Origin of the sequence: Marihabitans asiaticum (assembly GCF_007828725.1) — a bacterium.
Taxonomy (GTDB): Bacteria; Actinomycetota; Actinomycetes; order Actinomycetales; family Dermatophilaceae; genus Marihabitans; species Marihabitans asiaticum.
In genome coordinates this window covers 53,300-75,646 of record NZ_VIUW01000004.1, presented here as the reverse complement: position 1 = coordinate 75,646, position 22,347 = coordinate 53,300, and the positions used below count along the sequence as shown (strand labels likewise).

The 22,347-nt window shown below is 69.0% G+C and carries 21 protein-coding genes and 1 pseudogene; 9 read left to right on the top strand and 13 right to left on the bottom strand.

Translation table 11 applies throughout. The annotated features are described in order from the left end of the window. Positions 1–69: 69 nt before the first annotated feature. From FB557_RS11390 to FB557_RS11375, 4 genes are all read right to left on the bottom strand, one after another. Positions 70–969 carry an ABC transporter substrate-binding protein gene (locus tag FB557_RS11390; RefSeq protein ID WP_144857754.1) on the bottom strand — a complete coding sequence of 300 codons (900 nt, stop codon included), beginning with the start codon at positions 967–969 and terminating at the stop codon, positions 70–72. 51 nt (positions 970–1,020) lie between these two features. After that, positions 1,021–2,232, bottom strand: a complete 1,212-nt coding sequence (locus FB557_RS11385; RefSeq protein ID WP_246074745.1) for an MFS transporter — start codon at positions 2,230–2,232, stop codon at positions 1,021–1,023. A gap of 66 nt (positions 2,233–2,298) precedes the next feature. Next, a complete protein-coding gene (locus tag FB557_RS11380; RefSeq protein WP_211356565.1) occupies positions 2,299–3,711 on the bottom strand; it encodes an amidase in 1,413 nt (470 codons plus the stop codon). Positions 3,712–3,794: 83 nt separating this feature from the next. Continuing rightward, positions 3,795–4,112 carry a hypothetical protein gene (locus FB557_RS11375; RefSeq protein WP_144857753.1) on the bottom strand — a complete coding sequence of 106 codons (318 nt, stop codon included), beginning with the start codon at positions 4,110–4,112 and terminating at the stop codon, positions 3,795–3,797. Between FB557_RS11375 and FB557_RS11370 the strand changes: the two genes are divergently transcribed. Both FB557_RS11370 and FB557_RS11365 read left to right on the top strand, forming a co-directional pair. Continuing rightward, entirely contained in the window at positions 4,096–4,509 is a 414-nt protein-coding gene (locus FB557_RS11370; protein WP_144857752.1) for a DUF6318 family protein, read from the top strand. The genes FB557_RS11375 and FB557_RS11370 overlap by 17 nt on opposite strands. Before the next feature lie 438 nt (positions 4,510–4,947). Next, positions 4,948–5,430 (top strand): hypothetical protein, encoded by a 483-nt coding sequence (locus tag FB557_RS11365; protein ID WP_144857751.1) that lies wholly within the window; start codon positions 4,948–4,950, stop codon positions 5,428–5,430. A 115-nt stretch (positions 5,431–5,545) separates the two neighbouring features. Here the strand turns inward: FB557_RS11365 and FB557_RS11360 are convergent, their stop codons facing one another. The 4 genes from FB557_RS11360 to FB557_RS11345 form a co-directional block, all read right to left on the bottom strand. Further along, positions 5,546–6,871, bottom strand: coding sequence for a cytochrome P450 (locus tag FB557_RS11360; RefSeq protein WP_144857750.1), 1,326 nt, complete (start codon positions 6,869–6,871; stop codon positions 5,546–5,548). Between the two features lie 37 nt (positions 6,872–6,908). Next, the gene (locus tag FB557_RS11355; protein ID WP_144857749.1) at positions 6,909–8,654 is read right to left on the bottom strand and encodes an HNH endonuclease signature motif containing protein; all 1,746 of its coding nucleotides are present in this window, start codon (positions 8,652–8,654) and stop codon (positions 6,909–6,911) included. Between the two features lie 99 nt (positions 8,655–8,753). Next, positions 8,754–9,071 carry an FAD-binding protein gene (locus FB557_RS14820; protein WP_342778935.1) on the bottom strand — a complete coding sequence of 106 codons (318 nt, stop codon included), beginning with the start codon at positions 9,069–9,071 and terminating at the stop codon, positions 8,754–8,756. Between the two features lie 129 nt (positions 9,072–9,200). Continuing rightward, positions 9,201–9,995 carry a hypothetical protein gene (locus tag FB557_RS11345; protein WP_144857748.1) on the bottom strand — a complete coding sequence of 265 codons (795 nt, stop codon included), beginning with the start codon at positions 9,993–9,995 and terminating at the stop codon, positions 9,201–9,203. Between the two features lie 167 nt (positions 9,996–10,162). Between FB557_RS11345 and FB557_RS11340 the strand changes: the two genes are divergently transcribed. From FB557_RS11340 to FB557_RS11325, 4 genes are all read left to right on the top strand, one after another. Beyond that, positions 10,163–10,543: a DoxX family protein gene (locus FB557_RS11340; protein ID WP_144857747.1), complete on the top strand. Its 381-nt coding sequence runs from the start codon at positions 10,163–10,165 to the stop codon at positions 10,541–10,543. A 3-nt stretch (positions 10,544–10,546) separates the two neighbouring features. Further along, positions 10,547–11,077, top strand: a complete 531-nt coding sequence (locus FB557_RS11335; protein WP_246074743.1) for a MarR family winged helix-turn-helix transcriptional regulator — start codon at positions 10,547–10,549, stop codon at positions 11,075–11,077. 80 nt (positions 11,078–11,157) lie between these two features. Beyond that, positions 11,158–11,841: a type 1 glutamine amidotransferase domain-containing protein gene (locus tag FB557_RS11330; protein ID WP_144857746.1), complete on the top strand. Its 684-nt coding sequence runs from the start codon at positions 11,158–11,160 to the stop codon at positions 11,839–11,841. A 91-nt stretch (positions 11,842–11,932) separates the two neighbouring features. After that, positions 11,933–12,958 (top strand): NADP-dependent oxidoreductase, encoded by a 1,026-nt coding sequence (locus FB557_RS11325; protein ID WP_211356563.1) that lies wholly within the window; start codon positions 11,933–11,935, stop codon positions 12,956–12,958. A 20-nt stretch (positions 12,959–12,978) separates the two neighbouring features. On the opposite strand, the gene FB557_RS11320 is transcribed toward FB557_RS11325, so the two are convergent. The 5 genes and pseudogenes from FB557_RS11320 to FB557_RS11300 all read right to left on the bottom strand — a co-directional run bounded on the left by FB557_RS11320 (position 12,979) and on the right by FB557_RS11300 (position 17,125). Beyond that, positions 12,979–13,215: a DUF1059 domain-containing protein gene (locus tag FB557_RS11320; RefSeq protein WP_144857745.1), complete on the bottom strand. Its 237-nt coding sequence runs from the start codon at positions 13,213–13,215 to the stop codon at positions 12,979–12,981. 62 nt (positions 13,216–13,277) lie between these two features. Next, complete coding sequence (locus tag FB557_RS14750; RefSeq protein ID WP_281290065.1) at positions 13,278–13,868, bottom strand: sigma factor-like helix-turn-helix DNA-binding protein; 591 nt, start codon at positions 13,866–13,868, stop codon at positions 13,278–13,280. Between the two features lie 339 nt (positions 13,869–14,207). After that, positions 14,208–14,999 carry an HNH endonuclease signature motif containing protein gene (locus FB557_RS14745; RefSeq protein ID WP_144857744.1) on the bottom strand — a complete coding sequence of 264 codons (792 nt, stop codon included), beginning with the start codon at positions 14,997–14,999 and terminating at the stop codon, positions 14,208–14,210. A 142-nt stretch (positions 15,000–15,141) separates the two neighbouring features. Then, a pseudogene (locus tag FB557_RS14895) lies at positions 15,142–15,603 on the bottom strand (DUF222 domain-containing protein); the annotation flags it as partial. Between the two features lie 454 nt (positions 15,604–16,057). Then, positions 16,058–17,125, bottom strand: a complete 1,068-nt coding sequence (locus FB557_RS11300) for an EcsC family protein (RefSeq protein WP_144857743.1) — start codon at positions 17,123–17,125, stop codon at positions 16,058–16,060. 126 nt (positions 17,126–17,251) lie between these two features. Between FB557_RS11300 and FB557_RS11295 the strand changes: the two genes are divergently transcribed. From FB557_RS11295 to FB557_RS11285, 3 genes are all read left to right on the top strand, one after another. Beyond that, positions 17,252–17,506: a protein-tyrosine phosphatase family protein gene (locus tag FB557_RS11295; protein WP_211356562.1), complete on the top strand. Its 255-nt coding sequence runs from the start codon at positions 17,252–17,254 to the stop codon at positions 17,504–17,506. Between the two features lie 411 nt (positions 17,507–17,917). Then, positions 17,918–19,039, top strand: coding sequence for a DNA sulfur modification protein DndB (locus FB557_RS11290; protein ID WP_144857741.1), 1,122 nt, complete (start codon positions 17,918–17,920; stop codon positions 19,037–19,039). Positions 19,040–19,132: 93 nt separating this feature from the next. Then, positions 19,133–22,237, top strand: coding sequence for a helicase-related protein (locus FB557_RS11285; protein WP_170236283.1), 3,105 nt, complete (start codon positions 19,133–19,135; stop codon positions 22,235–22,237). Positions 22,238–22,347 lie beyond the last annotated feature (110 nt).

Below are 22,347 nucleotides of genomic sequence, written 5' to 3'. Positions count from 1 at the left end.
CCGGTACGCGAAACACCCCGCCCTCCCGTTCGGGAGCGGCGGGGCCAGGGGTGGCCCGCTTCGGGGTGTTCACGCGAGCCGCCGCGCGAAGGCAGGGTCGGGCGGCCCGGCAAGGTCCGGGTGGAAGATCCCGGCCAGGCACTCGACCCCGTCGACGAGCCGCGGACCGGGCCGGGCGAAGGAAGCGTCCGCGTCGACCGCCCACACCGGCACACCGGGGAACCGGCCGGTGACTCGCGCGCCCTGCTCACTCGCCTCGTCGAGGCCGTAACCGCACGGGGCGCAGACGACGACATCGGGCCCGCAGGAGGCGACCTCGGCCCAGGTGACCCGGCGGGACGGCGTCCCGCGCACACCGAGGGCGGGCGTGCCGCCGGCGACCTCGACCATCTCCGGGATCCAGTGCCCCGGGGCGAAGGGGGGATCGAGCCACTCCAGGACGAGAACCCGGGGCCGCCGAGGAGGTGGGTTACCCCCTTCGCCGTCGACCGTGCCACGGACCGCGGCGAGGCGCGCCCGCAGGGACGCGACGAGCTGGTCCGCCGCCCGCTCCCGGCCGGCGGCGGCGCCGAGGGTGCCGATCGAGGTGAGCACGTCCTCGAGGGTGTACGGGTCGATGGTCACGACCTCGGCCCGGCACCCGAGATGTTCCAGCGCGTCGTCGACGACCGACACGTCGACGGCACAGACGGCGCAGAGGTCCTGGGTGACGACGAGGTCGGGGTCGAGGTCGGTCAGCGCGCCGGCCTCGAGGTGGTAGAGGTCCTCGCCGCGGCGCAGGGCGGCCGCGACGACGTCGTCGATCTGCCGGGGGGTCAGGCCGGGCGGGATCGCCGAGGTCGAGACGATGCGCCGGGTGCGCGCCTCCTCGGGGTGGTCGCACTCGAAGGTCACGCCGACGACGTCCTCGCCGGCGCCGATGGCGAAGAGGATCTCGGTCGTCGACGGCAGCAAGGAGACGACACGCACCGGACGATCGTAGGTGCCGGCGACGACAGGGCGTCCGGCGGTGCGCCCAGCTCAGGCGGTCCGGGGGCGTGCCGCTGCGCGCCGTCCGACCACGCTCGCGACGAGTGCCGCGAGCAGCCCGGCGGCCACCGGGATGACCATGGCGGTGGACAGGCTCGTCGCGTCGGACAGTCGCCCGATCGCGGGGGAGGTCACGAGGAAGCCCAGGCGCATCAGCCATCCGATGACGGCGATCCCGGTGCCCTCTGGCAGACCCGGCACCCGACCTGCGGCCGCGAACGCCGCCGGGACGAGCGTCGCGCAGCCGAGCCCGGTGAGCGCGAAGCCGAGCACCGCGACCGGGTAGGCCGGGGAGAACATCGCCAGGAGTGCCCCGACCGCGATGATCACGCCACCGCTGCGGGCCACCGCCTCCCGCCCCCACCGGTCGGTCATCGGATCCCCGAGCAGCCGACCGACGAACTGTGCCCCCAGCACGACCGTCAGACCCAGCCCGGCCACCGCCGCGGGAGCGCCGGCCTCACGGGCGAGGAAGAGCACCACCCAGTTGTTCGCCACGTCCTCGATGAGGGTTCCGCAGAAGGCGAGGACCACCAGCGGCGCGAGCAGCCGCCACGCGTGCCGCCGGGCGCCGGGGCTGCCCACCGCGACCGAGCTTTCCTGCGCGGAGTCGGACCGGATGCGCGCCCGCACCTCGTCGGGCACCACCGAGAGATAGCTGCTCACGGCGGCCACGACGGACCACAGCGCGCCGTTGATCGCCATCTGCAGGCCGATGCTCAGGTCGACAGCGACTGCGGCGGCGCCGATCAGCCCGCCGGTCGCCGCGCCGATGCTCCACAGCGCGTGGAGCGAGTTGATGACCGACCGCTCGCGCCACTGCTCGACGAGGACGCCTTGGACGTTCTGCGCGGCGTCGACGATCGCGTCGAGAGCGCCGGCGAGGACGAGCGCGCCCGCGAAGAGCCAGACGACCGGGCTGAATCCCGCAGCGGTGAGGGCGAGCGCGACGAGCAGGGTGCCGAGGGCGGTCACCGTGGGGGCGCTGAGCGCGCGGATCGCCCGGCCGGCGAAGAGCGCCCCGAGCGCCGCGCCGACCGGGAAGGCGACGACGAGCAGGCCGAACGCGCTGTTGCTCAGCTCGAAGGTGTCCTTGATCTCCGGGTAGCGGGGCAGCAGGGCGCTGAAGATCACCCCGTTGGTGAAGAACATCGCCGACACGCCCAGCCGGGCGCGCGACGGAGTCGGTTCGGAGCGCAGCACCAGCGTGAGCCTACGGCCGAAGGGGGGACGGCTCACCCCTTCGCGCGGCTCACCCGTTCGACCCGGCTACTCGCTTCGCCCGCTCACCCCCTTCGCCCAGGCCACGGGCGTGGGCGGGAGGCTGTCCTCGACCTGCGCGGCGAGCGAGAGGAGGAGCTCCTCCTCGGCGGGGCGGCCGGCGAGCATCACCCCGACCGGCAGTCCGTCGTGCCGGTGCAGGGGGAGGGAGATGGCGGGCATGCCGGTGACGTTCCAGGCGCTGGTGTACGGGGTGAAGGCGCTCTGCTGGGCGAAGTCACGGGCCGGGTCCTCGTCGTCGCGCAGCGCCCCGACCGGCGGCGGCAGCTGCGCGAGGGTGGGGGTGAGGACCGCATCGAAGGGGGCGAGCCGGGTCAGCGCGTCGGCGGCGTGCCGCCGCAGGTGCCCGATGGCTTGGGCGAGTTCCGGGCCCGAGGTCTGCGAGCCACGCGCGACGAGCCAGCGGGTGATCGGGCGCAGCTGCTCCGCCCGCTCGTCGCCCGGAGCAGAGATCGCCGCGAGCGCGGACCACGCGACCGAGAAGGTGCGCATCGCCTCCCGGGGCAGGGGCACCTCGATGTCCTCGACCTCGTGGCCCAGGTCGGTGAGCACCTGGCTGGCGCGCTCCCACGCGGTGCGGCTGCTCTCGTGGATCTTGGTCTCGACGATCACCGGCTCGATGAACCGGGCGATCCGCAGCCGACCGGGGGTCCGCTCGCAGGCGTCGACGAAGGGGGCGCTCGGCGGGGGCGCCCAGTAAGGGTCGCCGACCCGGCGTCCGGCGAGGACGTCGAGCAGGGCGGCGGCGTCGCGGACGGTGCGGGCGATCGGTCCCGCGGTAGACAGACCCGCGGTGTCGCCGTAGAGGGGGGCGGGGCTGATCCGGCCGCGGCTCGGCTTGAGCCCGACGAGCCCGCAGCACGAGGCGGGGATACGGATCGAGCCGCCACCGTCGGACCCGGGGGCGATCGGGAGCACACCTGCGGCGACGGCGGCGGCCGCTCCGCCGCTGGACCCGCCCGCGATCCGGCTGCGATCCCACGGGGTGACGGCCGGGGGTGCGACGTCGGGCTCGGTGTAGCAGGGGGTGCCGAACTCGGGGGTGTTCGTCTTGCCCAGGCTCGGCATGCCCGCCGCCTCGAGGGTCAGGGCGATGTTGTCGGAGAAGGAGGGCACGTGATCGGCGAAGGCGGCGCTGCCGAAGGTGGTGCGCACCCCCTTCGTCGGGTGGAGGTCCTTGATGCCGGTCGGGACGCCCCACAGCGGACCCGCTCCCTCGGGTCGGCCCTGCGACGTGAGCCGGTGGGCGTGCTCGATACCCAGCTCCGGGGTCGGGGTGATGTACGCGCCGACGTCGTCGGTGCGGCTGGCGTAGTGCTCGGCCAGGTCGGCGGGGGTCAGCTCCCCTCGCGCGATGGCGGCTCCCTGCTCGAGGGCGGTCAGGTCGTGGATCTCGCTCACCCTGCGCACGGTATCGGCACCCTCCCTGCCGCGTGGCCCGACCAGGTTGTGGATAGCTCAAGATGCGGATCGGGCTGGGGTGGCTAGCCTCGACCGCAGCAGGTGTTGGCCAGGCGAAGGGATGAGCTCGTGCAGAAGAGCCGTCGGTGGGGTGTGCTCGGGGTGGCAGCGGTGGCGCTGGCACTGACTGCGTGCGGTGGTGACGAAGGGGGTGAAGCGACCTCGAGCACCTCAACGGTGAAGCCGACGGTGGTCAAGCCCTCGGAGAGCTCGTCGGGTTCTGCGTCGTCTGGGTCTGAGTCCGGGTCGGGTACGTCGTCTGACTCGGGGTCGAGCTCTACGTCCAGCTCAGGGGCGGGGGAGATCACCGAGGCGTCGAAGGAGATGCCCTCCGCGGCCAAGCAGCACTCGAAGGCGGGGGCGAAGGCCTTTGGTCGGCAGTACGTGATCAACCTCGGCGAGGCAGCCAAGACGCTCGACATGTCATACCTCGAACCGTTCAGGACTGATGAGTGCGTCGAATGTGACAGATTCGCCGCCCTGATCGAGCAGTGGGACGAGGACGACCAGAGAGAGAGCATCAATCCCTATCTTGAGCCGCGCAACGAAAAGGTGCTAGGCAGCGATCCCGACGTCCTTACATACTCAGCCGAGTTGAGTACCCCGAAGCACGAGTTGGTGGACCGAGAAGGCAGCACACTGGAGGTCATCGAGGAGTCAGACCTTCAGTACAACGCATTCCTGGTGTGGTCCGACGGGGCCTGGCGCGTCGACGGCTTCACATTCGACGAGCGGTGAACGCGTTGAAGGTCTGGGCGGTTGTCAACTGTCTCGTCGCGATGGTCTCCCCCACTCAGGCCGGGAGTGCTGATGGACGCTGGGTCTGCGACTCGGCGGCAAGCACCACCACGGCGGGCATGCAAGGAGAAGGTGTCTGTCGCTGGGTTCCAGGGCCGGGTGATCCAAGCGGGGGTGAAGACTCGAGTGGTTCCACCGGGGCACATGCTGAATCTGCATCGGCTAAGCCGAAGGTCGAGGTGCAGCTCCGGGGTTGGTGTGCGGAGGGAAATTCCGCGCCGGGGGTCGCGGCGTCGTGAGCAGAGCTTGTCGAGCATCTGCACGAACGGTGACGGTGAGCAGGACTTCCGGTATGTCTCTTGGCGTCGGGTCGGTGGCGGCGAGTGGAGCAGCACGGGGACCACGTGCGGTCGTCCGGAGGCTGAGCCGGGTGCTGAGGTGGTCACGCCGCCGACGCCGACGTTCGGTCAGGTGCAGCAGGCGTTTCGTGAGCTGCCGTTCGCGCAGCCGAAGGTCCTCGTGGATCCTCCCGGCTACAAGACGTTGATCCGGCTTCCGACGTACTTCCGGGCGGAGTGGCCGAGCAAGGGCTTGGGGCCAGGGGACGTCAGTGAGCCGGTGCAGTTGCTGTCGTGGAGCGTGGAGTTCCGGGTCGACAGTGCGGGGTACTGGTATGACTACGGCGATGGCGAGTCTTCGAAGTGGGTTGCCAGTGCGGGGGGTGAGTACCCCGACGGGGACGTGATCCACAGCTACGAGGACATTGGGACCTACGACATCAAGGTCGACGCGAAGCTGGCGGGTGAGTTCCGGGTCAACGGCGGCGCTTGGCAGGACATCAACACCGTCGCGGACCTGCAGGACGAGCCGGTCGCTGAGCTCGAGGTACTCCAGGCCCGCAACCGCCTCGTCCAGGAGTAGCGACTGCACGCGCATCCGGCCTGGCTGCACCGGGTCTGCGCATGCGGGTCGAGCGACGTCAGGAGCGGTACGGAGTGCCGCGCCGATCGCCGCCCGAGGTGCGCGTTCGGTCGTTCTACGGCTCGAGCACGACCGGAAGCGCGGCGTAGCCGCGCAGGATCCGCGTGTTGCGTCGGCGCGCGCGTTCGTGGTCGACGCGCAGCCCGGGGTAGCGCTCGCGCAGGGCTCGCAGGGCGACGTCACCCTCCATCCGGGCCAGGGCGGCGCCGAGGCAGTAGTGCCGGCCCGACGAGAAGGAGATGTGGTCGGCGGCGTTGTCCCGGTGCACGTCGAACCGATCTGGGTCGGTGAAGACCTCGGGGTCGCGGTTGGCTGCGGCCAGGAGGGTGACGATCGGCCGGTTGCGCCGGATCGGGACCCCGGCGATCTCGGTGTCCCGGATCGTCGTGCGTGCGGTGAGCAGCACGGGCGGGTCGTGGCGGAGCGCCTCGTCGACCGCCACGGACCACTGAGCGTCGCCGGCAAGCAGCGCCTCTCGTTGCTCCCGGTGCTGGTCGAGCAGCGCCGTCGCGTTGCCGATGAGGTTGACCGTCGTCTCGAAGCCGGCGGCGAGCACGAGGCCGGCCGTGGACCGCAGCTCGACATCGGTGAGCGGCTGCCCGTCGTCATCGCGGGCGGCGACGAGCTGGCTGAAGAGGTCGTCACCTGGCTCGCGTCGCAGGCGCTCAATGTGCTCGGTGAGCCACTGCTCGAACTCGCGCAGCGCCCCCTCGACCTGGCGGAACCGCCGCAGCGGCAGCCCGAAGTCGAGGCTGGGTGCGGCAAGGTTGCCGAACCGCAGGACGTCGGCCTGGTGGCGCTGCGGCACCCCGAGGATCTCGCAGATGACGGTGACAGGCAGCGGCGCCGCATAGGACTCGATGAGGTCGACCGGCTGCCCTGCGCGGCGTCGTCGCTCCATCTCGTCGAGCAGCTCGCCGGCGATCTGCTCGGTCCGCCCGCGCAGCCGCTCGACGGCCCGCACTGTGAAGACCCGGGTGACGAGCTTGCGCATGCGGGTGTGGTCGGGCGGCTCGACGGCGAGGAGCGAAGGGGGAGTGATCGGCCCGACCGGGGCGCTGCGGGCGGCCCAGCTTGCGGCGCGCACGAAGGGGGACTGGTCGGGGGTGAACTGCCCGACCGCGACGTCGGGGCTGGCGAGCACCTCACGCACGACGTCGAGTCGGGCCGTGGTGTGCGCGATCTTCTCGACCGCGAACGGTCCGGCAGCGCGGATCTGGTCGAAGAGGTCGAGGGGCAGGTCCTGGGACCGGGTCGTCCGCTTGACGACCTGCCCCTGCAGGTCACCGTTGCGGGCTCGACTGGTGAAGACCAGGCTCGGGAGGGCCTGACCGAACCCCCATCGGGTCAGCTGCTGGGCGAGATCAACCGGGGTCTGCACGTTCACATCCTACCGATGGGTAACCGCCAGGGATCCTCTACGTCCTGCGGTGGAAGGTGATGGTGACGGTGCCGTCGGGGAGGTGGGTGATGTGGTGGGTCCAGTGGGGTGCGTCGATCATTCGGTGGTGTTGACCGCATAGGGGTGCGGCGTTGGCGAGGTCGGTGTTGCCGCCTGCTTCCCATGCTTGGAGGTGGTGGGCTTCGCACCAGGCGAAGGGGCGGTCGCAGCCGTCGGCTGCGCATTCGGTGTATCGGGTGGCCAGGGCGACTCGTTGGGCTTGGGTGTGGAGGCGTTTCTGGCGGCCGAGGTCGAGGGGGAGGGCGTCGCCGTCGAGGACGGCGGGGATGATCCCGGCGCTGCAGGCGAGGCGTCGGGTGGTGCCGGCGCTGATGGTGTCGTGGAGGTCGGTGGTGGAGACCTTGCGGAGGTCGTCGCGGAGGTCGTGCAGGCGGGTGGTGACGATGAGGGTGGCGGCGATCTTAGGGCTGAGGTGGTCGGTGGGGATGTGCAGGAGGAGGTCGGCCAGGGCCATGCCTCGGCGTTGCTGCCAGTCGATCTCGTCCCAGCGGGTGGTCAGGGCGCCGCGGCCGGTACCGGTGAAGGGGTCGGCTCCGGTGGGGCTGTCGCTGGGGGTGGTGGCGTCGCTGACGGTCGCGGCCGGGCGAGGCGCATCGGCGCCGGCGCCGAATGCAGCTCCGGTGTGGGTGTCGGTGCGCTCTGGGTGGTGGCGGCGGGGTGCGGTCATGGCGTCGATGACCTTCTTGAGCAGGGCGCCGGAGGCCCAGGGGACGGTGAAGTGCCCGGTCATGGTGCCGTCGTGGTTGTCCTTGATCCAGAACGCGGAGGCTTGGTAGGCGCGTTCTTCTTCGGTGGCGACGATGGTGTCTTCGTGGGCGTCGACCTGGTCGGGGTCGGGTTGGACGGCTTCGATGATGCGGCGTCCGGCGATGCGCAGGGTGCTGGGGGAGCGGGTCAGGGCCATGCGGACGAGCTCGACCTCGCACGCGGCTCGCTGGTCGGGGTCGAGGCCGTCGGGCAGGTCGGCCATGGCCTGGGCGATGACTCGGGCGTGGGCGGTGCTGATGTCGCCGGCGTCGAGGGCGACCCGGGTCCGCGACAACGGCCCCGGTCCGCCCGCGTCGCCGTCCCCGGGGCACCGCGGGTCGGTGGCGGCACCCACCCCGCCGGTCGCGGTGCCGCCTTGCTGCGTCCCGGCCTCGTCGCTCGGCCCGCCCGCGCCTGGGCAACCCTCTCGGCCCGGGTCTTGACGTGGCGAGCCCAAGGACAGGGCCAGGCCGACATCGCGTGCTGCGGTGCGCCGGTCGTCGTTGGTGGTGCGCGCCACCCAGGAGCCGGTGTCGACGTGCCCGGCCCGCTCCGCGACCTGTGCGCGCTCGGCGCGCTCGAGCATCCGCAGCCGGACCGCGTCCAGCCGTCGGCCGAGGCGCTCGATCGCGCGGATGCGCTCTTGTGTGCGTGCGCTAGACATCCGACTACCGACGCGAGCGTCGCGAGCGCCACCGCCGTCGCGAGCGTCGCAGCCGTCGCGAGCGTCGCCGCCGTCGCTGGTAGAGGTCGCGCTGTCGAGGCCGGCGGTCTGGCCGCCGAGCGCCTCGGCGTCGATCGCGCCGAGGAGGTGGTCCACCCACCGGTCGATCGCTGCGAGGTCGTCAGCCACGTCGTCGCCGGTCAGCTCGAGCAGCCCACCCCGAACCAGCGCGACGGGCACGTCGACCACACCGGGGATACCGGGTGCGGGTCGTCGCGCCAACGTCGTCATAGAGGAACACTAGTCGAACAGGTGTTCGACGACAAGAGGTGTTCGCCGAGAGCGGAACTGACCCGCGCGGCTCACCCCGCGCACCTCACCCGGGGCACATCACCCCACGCACCTCACCCCGCGCACCTCACCACACGCGCCCGCAGGACGACGTCGTCGACGTGGTGCGTGCTCACGGCACCGGCCGGCCGCGGCCGGGGCGTTGCGCGGGGTGCCGCCGTCGACGATGACCACTTGGCAGCGCTGCCGCGAGAGCTGCAGCGCGGCGGCCAGGCCGGCGGCGGATCCGCCGATGACGGCGACGTCGCAGCGGCGCTCCAGCGCAGGCATCGCGCCGTGGTCGTGGTGGTCGTGCATCGCGCCGTGGTCGTGGGTCCCGTCGTGATCGGGCGAAGGGAGGGTGTGCGAGGCCGTCACGGGTGAAGTGTGCGTCACGAGTCCGATCCAGCAGCCAAGGGGCGAATGAGAATAAATCGCATTTACGGTTTCAGTCACCGTACCCCCAGCCCGATCGGCTGAGCCGCGCGGCCGCGGACGGCCCGCCGGTCAGTCGACCGTCCACACCACCGGGTCGTCGTAGTACGGGTTGTCCGAGGCGCTGCCACCGCCGTCGGCGTAGTCGTCGCCGCGCCAGCCGACGGCCGCGACCTGCTGCCCGTCCGGGACGGCGAAGACGTGACAGTTGGTGGCCTTCTCACCGACACCCTTCTCGTCGGGCATCGAGATTTCGCAGCCGTCGATGCCCCCGCTCCAGGTGGAGTTCATCACCGGGCTCACCTCGCCCCCTTCGCTGTTGAAGGCGACAAGGTTGGGGATCATGTTGGAGTTCGGCTCGCCCTCGTAGGTCAGCCACTCGTGCTCGGCTTTGACGAACCACGGCGTCATGCCCGCGAAGTCGCCGGAGTTCTCCGCCTCCTCGAAGAGGGCAGGATCGCCCTGCTCCGCCGAGGTGACCGTGGTGGAGAGCGTCGCGTACCCGAAGTACTCGTCCGACTTCTCCCCGCTGGTCTGGACGTGGGTGACCACCGAGTCACCGACGGAGACCTCGGTCCCGGGCTCGGCGACGTCTCCGGAGGCGGGCGCGGCCGCCGAGGAGCTCTGCTCGGACTCCTCCGAGGTCTCGCTGGTCGTGCTGGTCTCGGTCTCGGTCGGGGTCTCGCTGGGGGTCTCGCTCGCCGTCTCGGTGGACTCGGTCTGGGTCTCGGTGGGGGACTGCTCCTCCTCGTCGGAGGAACCCATCGAGCAGCTGGTGAGGGCGAGGGCTGCGAGTGAGGCGGTGGCGGTGGCGCGCAGCGTGGTGCGGCGAAGGGGGGAGTGCTGGGTGCTCAGTGGTGGGGTCATCGTCGTCCTTTTGGGTTCGGGAGCGGTGCCCGCTCTTTGCTCACCACGCTAGGGCATCGACGCACCCCCAGCTGAGCACCACGGGATGTCATCAGTGATTTGTGCACCAACTAATGGTGTGCAAACCTGAGGAGGTCGCTGCACCCGCAACCCCGGAGGGAGTTCCCATGAGCACCGCCCGCACCGTGGCTCGCCTCGCCCTCGGCGCCTTCCTGGTCCGCGCCGGCGTCGGCCACCTCACGACCGAGCGCGAGGAGTTCCAGGCGCAGGTGCCCGACTGGGTGCCCGGGTCCAAGGACGCCGTCGTCCTCGCCTCCGGTGTCGTCGAGATCGCGCAGGGCGCGGCCCTCATCGCGCTGCCCAAGCACCACCAGCGTCTCGTCGGTGACATCGTCGCCGCGTTCTTCGTCGCGGTCACCCCGGGCAACGTCCACCAGTACCGGGCCGGCCTCGACGCCTTCGGCCTGGACAGCGACCGCAAGCGGGCCGTCCGGCTGGCCTTCCAGCCCGCGCTCGTCGCCTGGGCGCTCGGCTCGACCCGGGACTGACCGGTGGCGACCTCGATGGCGGGCACGACCGCACCCGTGCCGACGGAGCGCGCAGCGCCCTCGTCGCCCCCTTCGCTCTCTGCCGCCGTGGCTGGCGAGGAGATGCCGCACATGCGCGAGCAGCTGTGCTTCATCCTCTACGCGGCCTCACGCTCGGTGACCAACGCCTACCGGCCCGGGCTGGCCCGGCTCGGGCTGACCTACCCGCAGTTCGCCACCCTGCTGCTGCTCAAGGACGAGGACGGCCTCGGCGTCGCCGACCTGGCCCAGCAGCTGCACCTCGACGCCAGCACGATCTCGCCGCTGCTCAAGCGGATGGAGACGATGGGCCTGGTCCGGCGCACCCGCTCGGCGGCGGATGAGCGTCGGGTCAGCGTCTCGCTCACCGACGCCGGCCGCGAGCTGACCGGCCCGGCCACGCAGGTGCGCCACGAGGTCGGCAACCGGCTCGACCTGACCCCCGAGGAGGCCGACCTGCTGCGCTCGCTCGGGCAGCGGCTCATCGACAGCTACGACACCGTCGACCTGGACTGACCAGACCGGGCCGGGTCACCCCCTTCGCCCGGCACCCCCTTCCCACACACCGACCGAACACACCTCACGAAAGGCATCTCATGTCCCGCATCCTGATGATCCTCACCTCCCACGACGAGCTCGGCGACACCGGCAACAAGACCGGCTTCTGGCTCGAGGAGCTCGCCGCGCCGTACTACGTCTTCGTCGACGCCGGCCACGAGGTCACCCTCGCCTCGCCGAAGGGCGGGCAGTCGCCGGTCGACCCGAACAGCGCCAGCCCGCAGGCGCAGACCGACGCGACCCGCCGCTTCGAGCAGGACGAGCAGGCGCAGGCCGCGCTGGGGAGCACGACCGTGCTGTCCGAGATCGACCCGGCCGACTTCGACGCCGTCTTCTACCCCGGTGGGCACGGCCCGCTGTGGGACCTCGTCGGTGACGCCGACAGCCAGCGGGTGCTGCGCGAGACCCTGGCCGCAGAGCGCCCGCTCGGCCTGGTCTGCCACGCCCCGGGGATCCTGCGCGAGGCCACCGACGAAGGGGGGAGCCTCCTCGTCACTGGTCGCCGGGTCACCGGGTTCACCAACGGTGAGGAGCAGGCCGCGGGCCTGACCGAGGTCGTCCCCTTCCTCGTCGAGGACGCGCTGATCGCGGCCGGCGCCGACTACCGCAAGGGCACCGACGGGCAGGAGCACGTCGTCGAGGACGGTCTGCTCGTCACCGGGCAGAACCCGGCGTCCTCCGCCGGCGCGGCGCAGGCGCTGCTGCGGCTGCTCGAGCGCTGAGCCGGCCCGTCCCGGCAGCCGTTCGCCCGCCGACCACCATCACCGCAAACCCGACATCTCGTACCCGCTGCACCGTCCAGGAGGACCTCTCGTGAGCACCCCAGACCAGAGCATCCCGACGACCACCCGCGAGGTGCACCTCGCCTCGCGCCCGCAGGGCGCGCCGACGCCGGAGAACTTCCGGATCGTCGAGACCGAGATCCCCGAGCTCGCCGACGGCGAGGTGCTCGTGGCGAACTCGGTGATGTCGGTCGACCCGTACATGCGCGGCCGGATGAACGACGTGAAGTCCTACGTCCCTCCCTTCGCCATCGACGCTCCGCTCGACGGCGGCGCGGTCGGCACGGTCATCGCCTCGCGCAGCGATGACCTGGCCGTCGGGACCTCGGTGCTGCACCGGCTGGGCTGGCGCGAGCACGCGGTGCTCGAGGCGAGCTCGGCGACGGCGGTCGACACCTCCGCGGCTGCGGACAGCGCCTACCTCGGCGTGCTCGGGATGCCGGGGATCACCGCGTATGCCGGGTTGCTCGTCGCGGGTGAGATGCGCGAAGGGGACACCGTCTTCGTCTCCGGGGCGGCCGGCGCGGTCGGCTCGCTCGTCGGGCAGATTGCCCGGCTGAGCGGCGCGGCCAGGGTGATCGGGTCGGCCGGGTCGGCGGAGAAGGTCGCCCGGCTCGGTGAGCTGGGATTCGACGCGGCCTTCGACTACCACGACGGCTCGGTGACCGAGCAGCTCGCGGCGGCCGCGCCGGACGGGATCGACGTCTACTTCGACAACGTCGGCGGTGACCACCTCGAGGCCGCGATCGCCAACCTCAACACCGATGGCCGGGTCGCGATGTGCGGGGCGATCGCGCAGTACAACTCGACTGAGCCGCCGTGCGCGCCGCGCAACCTCGCCCTGGCGATCGGCAAGCGGCTCACCCTGCGCGGCTTCATCGTCGGCAAGTACGCCGACCAGGTGCGTGAGGAGTTCCAGCAGCGGATGACTGGCTGGATCGCCGCCGACGAGATCCGCTGGGACGAGACGGTGCGCGAGGGTCTGGACGCCGCGCCCCAGGCCTTCATGGACATGCTCACCGGCGCCAACACCGGCAAGATGCTCGTGCGGTTGTAGGCGAAGGGGGGAGTGGCCGGTCAGTCCTCGGGCAGCTCGTCGAAGGCTCGCTTGGTGTCCCGGTACCACCCGAGCGACCTCTTCGGATGGAGCCAGCGCGCCTTCATGTCGTCGCGGGCCGGCTGGTGCGCGGCATCGCCGGCGGCCTCCATCTCCTTGAGGTGCTTGTCCTGGGCCTGGATGACCTCGTCGCCGGTCTCGCCTCGGTGCTGCAGGTCGCAGGGGCCGCCGAGCTGGCGGCACGTGATGGTCTTCATCGTGTGTCCTCTCGTGGGTGGGTCTGTGCGTCGTTGACGACTGGCGACGCGGGAGTGTGACATCAGCGCACGCTCTGATCCCGCCGCCGCACGACGGTCGCCAGGATCTCTGGGTCGGCCCGGAAGTCGATCCGGGTCACTGCGCTCTCGTCGACGGTGAAGTCGAAGGCGACCTTGGCCTGGCCCTGGTGGAACCATGCGTACCCCGCCCGCCCCCCGACGAAGACCGGCAGGGCTGCGTGGGCACTCCCGTTGAAGAACTCGGCGATCTCGCCCTGTCCGGCCATCCGCGCCGGGGTGCCGATGAGGACGGCCGTGGCATCCCCTTCGACGATCGCGTCGGGTGCCAGCAGCTCGAGGAGCCGGGCGAACTCACCCTCACGGGCCGCGGCCATGAAGGCGTCGACGACCTGCCAGTCGTCGAGGGCGTCCTGCGGCTGCGGCTGACGGACCTTGGCGCGGGATCGGCTCGCCAGCTGACGGGCGGCTGCTGGGTTGGTGTCGAGAATCGAGGCGATCGTGGAGAACTCGACGCCGAAGCTGTCGTGCAGCACGAAGGCGACCCGCTCCTTGGGGGAGAGCCGGTCCAGCCCGGCCTGGAGTGCGACGCCCACCGTGTCGGCAAGGACGACGTCATCGGCTGGGTCAGCCACGATCGCGGCGGTGTCGATGTCCTCGGTGGGGACGGGGGTGCGGGCGCGTAGCCGGTCCAGGCAGAGGCGAGTGGGACCGTCGTGAGCCGGCCGGCGAGGTTGTCGATGTCGGCCCCGGAGGTGTGCAACCGGATCCATGCCTGCTGGACGACGTCCTCGGCCTCACCGGCATCGCCGAGGATGTGCGTGGCGACGCGCAGCAGCCGGGGGCGCTCGGTCGCGAACGCGGCCGTGGAGTTCCACAGCGTCAGTGTCGCGTCTCATGTGGTGATGACGGGCGATCACGAAGGGATGTGACAGGGCGAGCGGCGCTGTCGGGTAATCAGCGGAGGCGCCGATCTACGTCCTGCGGTGGAAGGTGATGGTGACGGTGCCGTCGGGGAGGTGGGTGATGTGGTGGGTCCAGTGGGGTGCGTCGATCATTCGGTGGTGTTGACCGCATAGGGGTGCGGCGTTGGCGAGGTCGGTGTTTCCGCCTGCTTCCCATGCTTGGAGGTGGTGGGCTTCGCACCAGGCGAAGGGGCGGTCGCAGCCGTCGGCGGCGCATTCGGTGTATCGGGTGGCTAGGGCGACTCGTTGGGCTTGGGTGTGGAGGCGTTTTTGGCGGCCGAGGTCGAGGGGGAGGGTGTCGCCGTCGAGGACGGCGGGGATGATCCCGGCGTTGCAGGCGAGGCGGCGGGTGGTGCCGGCGCTGATGGTGTCGTGGAGGTCGGTGGTGGAGACCTTGCGGAGGTCGTCGCGGAGGTCGTGCAGGCGGGTGGTGACGATGAGGGTGGCGGCGATCTTGGGGCTGAGGTGGTCGGTGGGGATGTCCAGGAGGAGGTCGGCCAGGGCCATGCCTCGGCGTTGCTGCCAGTCGATCTCGTCCCAGCGGGTGGTCAGGGCGCCGCGGCCGGTACCGGTGAAGGGGTCGGCTCCGGTGGGGCTGTCGCTGGGGGTGGTGGCGTCGCTGACGGTCGCGGCCGGGCGAGGCGCATCGGCGCCGGCGCCGAATGCAGCACCGGTGTGGGTGTCGTCGCCGGTGTGGCTGCTGGTGGGGTCGGGGTGGTGGCGGCGGGGTGCGGTCATGGCGTCGATGACCTTCTTGAGCAGGGCGCCGGAGGCCCAGGGGACGGTGAAGTGTCCGGTCATGGTGCCGTCGCCGGTTGTCCTTGATCCAGAACGCGGAGGCTTGGTAGGCGCGTTCTTCTTCGGTGGCGACGATGGTGTCTTCGTGGGCGTCGACCTGGTCGGGGTCGGGTTGGACGGCTTCGATGATGCGGCGTCCGGCGATGCGCAGGGTGCTGGGGGAGCGGGTCAGGGCCATGCGGACGAGCTCGGCCTCGCACGCGGCTCGCTGGTCGGGGTCGAGGCCGTCGGGCAGGTCGGCCATGGCCTGGGCGATGACCCGGGCGTGGGCGGTGCTGATGTCGCCGGCGTCGAGGGCCACCCGTGTCCTCGACAAGGTGACCGCGCCGTCGTCGGCGACGGCACCCCCTTCGCCCGTCTCTGCCTGGCCGCCCTGCCCGCCGGACTCGGCCGCGGGGTCACCCCCTTCGCCCTCGTCTCGGGTAGGCGAGCCCAAGGACAAGGCCAGGCCCACATCGCGTGCTGCGGTGCGCCGGTCGTCGTTGGTGGTGCGTGCCACCCAGGAGCCGGTGTCGACGTGCCCGGCCCGCTCGGCCACCTGCGACCGCTCCGCGCGAGCCAGGAGACGCAGCCTCGCCGCGTCGAGCCGCCTCCCAAGCCGCTCCATCGAGCGGATGCGGTCGCGCACCTGATCGCTCGGGGATCCCCCTTCGTCGTCGGTTTCGGCGTCGATCGCCTCGAGGAGGTGGTCCATCCACCGGTCAATGGCTAGCAGCCCGTTGTCGACCTCGTCGTCGCTCAGCTTGACGAAGGGACCGTTGACGAGGGCGACGGGCACGTCGAAGACGCCCTCGACCCCGGGTGCCGGTCGCCATGCCAACGTCTCCATGTGTGTACGTTATTCGAACATATGTTCGAGCGCAAGGGGTGTTCGTGGAGAGCGTAATCGGACCGGCTCACCCGGTTCGTCGGGCGCGCGGGACGACGTCCTCGACATGGTGGGTGATCACGGCGCCGGCCGGCCGAGGACGGTCTCCTCGACCTCGATTGCCACGTCTGCGGGTGCCTGTCAACTCTGTTGTGCTCAGAATCTGGGTGATCGCGCGAGCCGTGGTGGTCGGTCATGACGATTCTAAGCTCTCGCGCACTGGCCCAGGAGGCCTGGATCCACTGATACGCGAGGCCTCCTCGGATCTCGTCATTTCCATGACCCGCTCAAGCTCTTCGTCGGCCCTCACGACCCCCTCGTTATCAGAGGGGTCCTCCGCCTGCTCACGCCGCCACTCGGCGGGGTCGATGCCGTACTTCTGCGAGAGGAACCGCAGCCTATATACCGCTTCTGCCTGCTTGAATGTCTGGTTGACCAAACCAGCATTTACGCTTGCGTTCAGCAGGACGCCCGCGACTGGGACTGTCTGGGCGAGCTTCCTTCGGGTTAGCTTGAATCCGAGGGCTTTGTATGTGCTGTCGATGGCTTTCACCAGGACGTTCCGCCGCATCTGCCGCCACGTGGCCTGGCGCATCATTTGCTGAGTTAGCCGAGAGAGGGACGCCATGGCGGAGGTCTTGCCCGTGAGTGTCCCCGCTGATGCCAGGGACATGACGCCGAGGGCAAACAACTCTTCCTCAGGGTCGCGGACGTCGTAGCCGTATGTGGAAGCGACGGTCCCGATCGCTCGCCCCATCGCAGCCATGGTCGCCGTCGTGTCGGCAGCTATAGCAGCGAACGCTACGGCTGCCGTTGTTCCGCCCGACACCGTTGTGGCGATCTCGGCGCCCGTGACGGCCAAGGAACTGCCTCCACCCTCCGCCGCAGTGGCAACCGTCAAGCCGGCGCGCGATCGTCGAAGCTTGTCGCAATCGGCCAGCGACAGAGAGCGCAGGTCGCTGAGCTCACCGATCTCGGGGTGTCGCTCCTGCGCACGGTTGATCATGGCCGTAGGCCTCACCGAGCGAAGCGCCGGACGGAATGTGACCGCCATCGCACCGTCGAATGCCTTCTCCATCACCCATTCCGCTTGGTCGCGCATAGGCATTGCGTCGTAACCGGACGATGCTGCTTGACTCACTCTTTCTGCGAACTCCCGTGCTTGAGCGGGAACACGACGCTTAGTGCGTGACTCGTATACGGCATCCATGCTCGCCTGCCAGGCGGCCTGGTCGTACGCACTCATCTCCTCGATGCCCATGAGGAGATGCTTAACACAGGGATCTCAGAGCGGAAGCGAAGAGGCAACACACGCTTCGACAGGCGCACATAGATTGATGGCGGACACGTCGCGCCGGCGAGCGGTGGTTGCGCGCGAGACCGCAACGTGGCCTTCGTGCTGCGCGACGCGCCCGAGACCGTCGCCGCGCTGCGCGACGAGGGGCCCGTCGTGCTCGTCAACTGCGTGGCTGCTGAATCACGGACGCCTTCGGTGGGCATCGCGTACGCCATGCTGCGGGGTGTGGATCACGAGACTGCGACGAAGGTGGTGTGCTCGGCTCTGCCGAGCGCGTCGCCGAATCGCAGGTTCCTGCAAGTGCTTGAGCGCGGAGCAGTGCCCGCTCAGTGGACCCGGGGATGAGGGGCGCCGAGCTCTGCGACTAGGTCGGGAGGGCCTGGCGACTGCGATTGGCCCGAGTCGCGATCGTCGTCGATGGGTACGAATCCCCAGGGTGGAGGCCAGCGTCACTGCTGGAGCAAGAACTGGTGACCGCATGACCCGACCCTCAGGGCGACAAGGTCGACGTCCCCACCCAGGCCCCAACATTGTCGGGTGCATCGCTGTCCTTGGTCGAGTGACACCTACCGCGGATGTTCGGGGAGCTTGCTGGCGGCGTCGTCGGGGGAGGGCTCTTCGGCTAGCCCCAAACGCCCAGGGGCCAGTGGTTGCCGGCGGGGGAGCGCGTCTACGCCTATTCGCTTGTCATACGGGCCTACGTGTCCTAGAGTGACAGGTGTTGCATACGTAGACCCGTACTAAAGGAGCAGCACCATGGCCAAGCACGACCCCATCCTGATCCTTGAAGACGTTCGCGAGGTGGATGATGCCGGCGGGGTCCACTTCGAGACCGTCCTCACCGGGAGGCAGATCATCGAGCTCATCAATGCGGACCTGCTTCGCCTTGAGGGGAACATCCGCCCCGATTGGCGCACGAACAAGATGTCCGCCAAGACGAAGCGCAAGGTGGGCAACTGGTCGCACGACCTCCTCGCTGGGAACGGCGTGATCGGCAACCTCTCGATCCGGATCGACCCCGATCCCGGCAGGACCGACTTCGAGCTGGAGGACGACAACCTCATCCTCTTCACTGGCTATTTCGACACCGCTGTTGACTCGCAGTCCCGCATCACGGCCATCCAGCAGGCTGCGGACAACATCGCAGCCATGAACCCAGACGCGTTGCACCTCTTCGACCGTCGGTTCGCCGTACGCATCTGGGTGGCCGACCGAAGGACCGCCAGCCGGGTGGGTCGCAGCTTCAACACCGAGGGCGACAAGGTGAACGAGAGCGCGGCGAAGTCCGCCTACAGTGACGACTTCACCACGGACGACCTCGCGAATCGGCTCGTGCACGGGTCGCCCCACTTGACGTTCAACAACGTCGAAGTGCTCAAGAACTCCGTCTCCGCATCCTCGGCGAAACTCTTCGCTTTCAATACGCTCTCCAAGGCGCTGGAGAACCACTGGAGCGATGTCCCCTTCACGACTGAGGCACGCGACGAGCAGGTGGCCTTCCTCGTTCGATTCTGGGACAAGCTCGTAGAGGTCCGACCGGAGTTCGGGCGGGTGACGATCGACGAGCGTCGGGCGTTGCGAGGCTCCTCGATCGCCGGCAGCGCCCTGTCGGTCCACGGTGTGGTCGCGGTCGCGGCCGAAATCTGGCGTACGCGCGAGAGAGACTTGCATTGCCTCGAGCGTCTGGCAGAGCCAGCCGCAGCTGGCAACGGTCAGCCAGTCGACTACTTCGCTTACAGCAACCCGGACTGGCAGAGCATGGGTGTGTTGGTCTCGTCGGTGACGGCCAGCGGCGAAGCGCGCCTGACCATCCGCTCGTCGTTCCAGACGCGGAAGGCAGTTGCAGACGCGTTCGTCGCGAAGGTAGGGCTCATCTGATCATGGGTGAGGCGTCAACCATCAGTAGAGGAGGTGGCTGAGGCAAGCGTGACCCATAGAGTTCGGAGCGAGGAACCATCGAGGAGACAAGCATTGGCCACTTCAGAGCAGTTCATCGTCGACAACACCGCGCAGGAGTGGAAGGCTCTCCAGTACGTTCGTGAGTGGTGCGATATCAGCTCGGCAATCGACATCGCCACGGGTCACTTCGAGATCGGTGCCTTCCTGGCACTCGATGGTGCCTGGCAGAAGGTCGACAAGATTCGTCTCCTTATCGGTGGCGAGACGGGCAGGACCACAGCCGACGCCATCGCAGCGGCGCTCGACACCTCGATCGACATCGAACGCCAGAACGGTGACACCTTCCTGACAGGCGTAGACGCCGTGGTCGACGGCGTCCGGACCGGCAAGATCGAGATCCGCGTCTACAAGCCCAAGAAGTTCCACGCCAAGGCCTACATCACACACAGCAAGCTGAAGGTGGTGGGCTCGGCGGCCCTGGTCGGCTCCTCCAACTTCACCCGCCCTGGACTCACCCAGAACGTCGAGCTCAACGTGAAGTTCCAGGGACCAGAGGTCGCCGATCTCCAGGCGTGGTACGAAGAGCACTGGGCCGACGCGACACCGGTCAATCCCGAGCTGCTGGCCGTAGTGGAGCACAACGTTCGAGAATTCACGCCCTTCGAGGTCTATGCCAAGGCGCTCCAAGCTCTCACGGCCAACGTCGACCCCACCGACAAGTCCTGGGAGGAGTCGGAGTCGGTCATCTATCCGATGCTCGCCCCCTACCAGCAGGAGGCCTTCCACTCGCTCGTCGAGATGTCGCGCCGCTGGGGTGGCGGCTTCCTGACCGACGGCGTGGGTCTCGGGAAGACTTTCGTGGGCCTGATGCTGACCGAGTACTACGCGGTGCGGCAACGCAAGAACGTGCTGATCATGGCGACCAAGACCGGCCAGGACGCCGTGTGGAATCCAGAGATCAAGGAAAGACTGCCTGAGTTGTACGGCGGGCAGTTCTCCAACGTGATCGTAAAGGCTCACACGGACCTCACCACGAAGGCCGGTGCCGAGGAGATCGAGCACCTCGCCAAGCGGGCCGACGTGGTGATCATCGACGAGGCCCACAACTTTCGGAACCACGGCACGGTGCCCACTGAAGAGAACCCCTGGGGCTCCCGCTGGTGGCGCATGGAGAAGATCTGCCAGGGCAAGATCGTATTCAACCTGACCGCCACGCCAATCAACAACTCACTCTTCGATCTCGTCCACCAGGCCGAGCTGTTCACCGGGGTCGATGAGGACGACCACTTCGCCAGCATCGGCATCAAGAGCCTGCGCAAGTACTTCATTGCGCTAGAGAAGCCGTTCAAGGCCACAGTCCCAGATGCCGCCGCAATCGCAGACCTGATGGCCAAGGACAAGCTCTTCCAGTCGATCATTCATCAGAACAGCCGCAAGTACGCCGTCGAGAGCTCGAAGGTGGTCGGCGGCTCGGAGGTGATCTTCCCCGACACCCAGGTGCCGCGCGTCATTCCCTACGACTTCGGCACGCTGTACACCCCTCTCTTCACCGAGCTGCAGAACGCGTTCAGCCGATCAACCCCGCTCTTCGTCCTGCCGATGTACTACCCCTTGGCGTTCTCGACGAAGAAGGACGTCGACACGAAGGCCGAGAACCGCCAGAAGCAGGTCGTCGCCCTGATCCGGACGATCTTCCTCAAGCGTTTCGAGTCGAGCCTGGCTGCCTTCGCGGGCTCCTGCCTCGATTTGTCGGCGAAGGTGCTGCACTGGCTCGACGTGAACACCAAGGTCGACCCCGACCAGGAGATCCGCCTGGCCGATTGGCGTACAGCTAACGAGCCCACCCTGGAAGCAATCCACGACCGCTATCGCGCCACGTTGGAGGAGGTCTGGCACGAAGAAGACCTCACCGAGGAGGCGCTCAGCGAGCTCGACTACAACCTGGTGGGCGGCGACTACAAGCTTCAGGACATGATCGACGCAGCGTTTGAGGACCTTGATCAGCTCCAGCGGTTCATGGACCTGATCTTGGGCGGTGCGGGGGTGGACGACAAGTACCTCCGCCTCCGCGACCTGTTGATCGGACGAACCAAAGTGAAGGCTAAGAAGGGAGAGGAGGTGCTCGACCCTGACGTCTTCACGCCGGAGTTCCGCACCGAGCAGGTGATCGTGTTCACCGAGTTCGCCGACACCGCCCGCTACCTCGAAGAGAGCCTCCGGAAGGACGGGCTCGCCGACGTCGACCGGATCGACGGTTCGCGCACCGCCGGCTCGTCGCGCTACGAGATGATCAAGCGGTTCGCCCCCTTCTACAACAAGGTGTCGGCTGCCGACCGCACGAAGCTCGCCCCTCTCCGCGTGCTGGTCTCCACCGACGTGCTCAGCGAGGGTGTCAACCTTCAGGACGGCACGCTGCTGGTCAACTACGACATCCACTGGAACCCCGTGCGCCTCATGCAGCGCATCGGCCGTGTGGACCGCCGGATGAACCCAGCGATCGAGAAGGAGCTGGTCAAGGAGCGGCCGTCGGCCAAGAAGTCGCGCGGCCACATCCAGATCCGCAACTTCCTGCCGCCGACCGAGATCGAGGACCTCATCAAGCTCTACAACCGCGTCCACGGCAAGACCCTGATGATATCCAGCACGCTCGGCATCCCAGGCGGCAAGCTCATCGACGAGTCCGACCTGTACGACGACGTGAAGGTATTCCAGGCCTTCAAGGACGAGTACAACGGCGACATCGCGCCCATCGAGGAGCTCCGCCTCAAGTGGCTGACGCTCGTCAAGGACAACCCCGGGCTCGAAGAGCTCGTCGACCGCCTCCCCGACGGCATCTCCACCGCCAAGGACGGCAAGCCCACAGGTGTGTTCGTCTGTCGCCGCATCCCCTTGCTCACAAAGGCCACTGACGGTGCCGAGGCAAAGTGGAGCATCGAACCGGGCGAGATCCAGTGGTCGGTGCGCACACCGGACGGCGACGAGCACGGGCTCCATGCCGTCGAGGCCGCCATCGCCGCCGAGCCGACCGACAAGGCCAAGGGTTTCAGCGACCACTCAAAGGTGCACTCCGCGCTTCGCGAGTTCGAACGGGACCAGACCAAACAGCTTCGCAAGGAGACCCAGATGCCCCTCGATGCGCCTTCACCCAAGACGCTCTGCTGGATCGAGGTGCAGTGAATGGTCGCCGACGCCAAGCTGCGCGAGCTGATCCGCAATGCCCCAAAGGACACCTGGGCACTCATCGACTTCCTTCGCGACGGTCTCTCCTGGCCCCTGCCGGACGTCAC

Coding starts and splice junctions, on each gene's coding strand:
- FB557_RS11370 (WP_144857752.1), top strand. CDS start 4,096: ATGCCCTCCGCGGCCAAGCAGCACTCGAAGGCGGGGGCGAAGGCCTTT.
- FB557_RS11355 (WP_144857749.1), bottom strand. CDS start 8,654: ATGACGACGTTGGCGCGACGACCCGCACCCGGTATCCCCGGTGTGGTC.
- FB557_RS11345 (WP_144857748.1), bottom strand. CDS start 9,995: ATGACCCCACCACTGAGCACCCAGCACTCCCCCCTTCGCCGCACCACG.
- FB557_RS11340 (WP_144857747.1), top strand. CDS start 10,163: ATGAGCACCGCCCGCACCGTGGCTCGCCTCGCCCTCGGCGCCTTCCTG.
- FB557_RS11330 (WP_144857746.1), top strand. CDS start 11,158: ATGTCCCGCATCCTGATGATCCTCACCTCCCACGACGAGCTCGGCGAC.
- FB557_RS11320 (WP_144857745.1), bottom strand. CDS start 13,215: ATGAAGACCATCACGTGCCGCCAGCTCGGCGGCCCCTGCGACCTGCAG.
- FB557_RS14745 (WP_144857744.1), bottom strand. CDS start 14,999: ATGACCGGACACTTCACCGTCCCCTGGGCCTCCGGCGCCCTGCTCAAG.
- FB557_RS11300 (WP_144857743.1), bottom strand. CDS start 17,125: ATGGGCATCGAGGAGATGAGTGCGTACGACCAGGCCGCCTGGCAGGCG.
- FB557_RS11290 (WP_144857741.1), top strand. CDS start 17,918: ATGGCCAAGCACGACCCCATCCTGATCCTTGAAGACGTTCGCGAGGTG.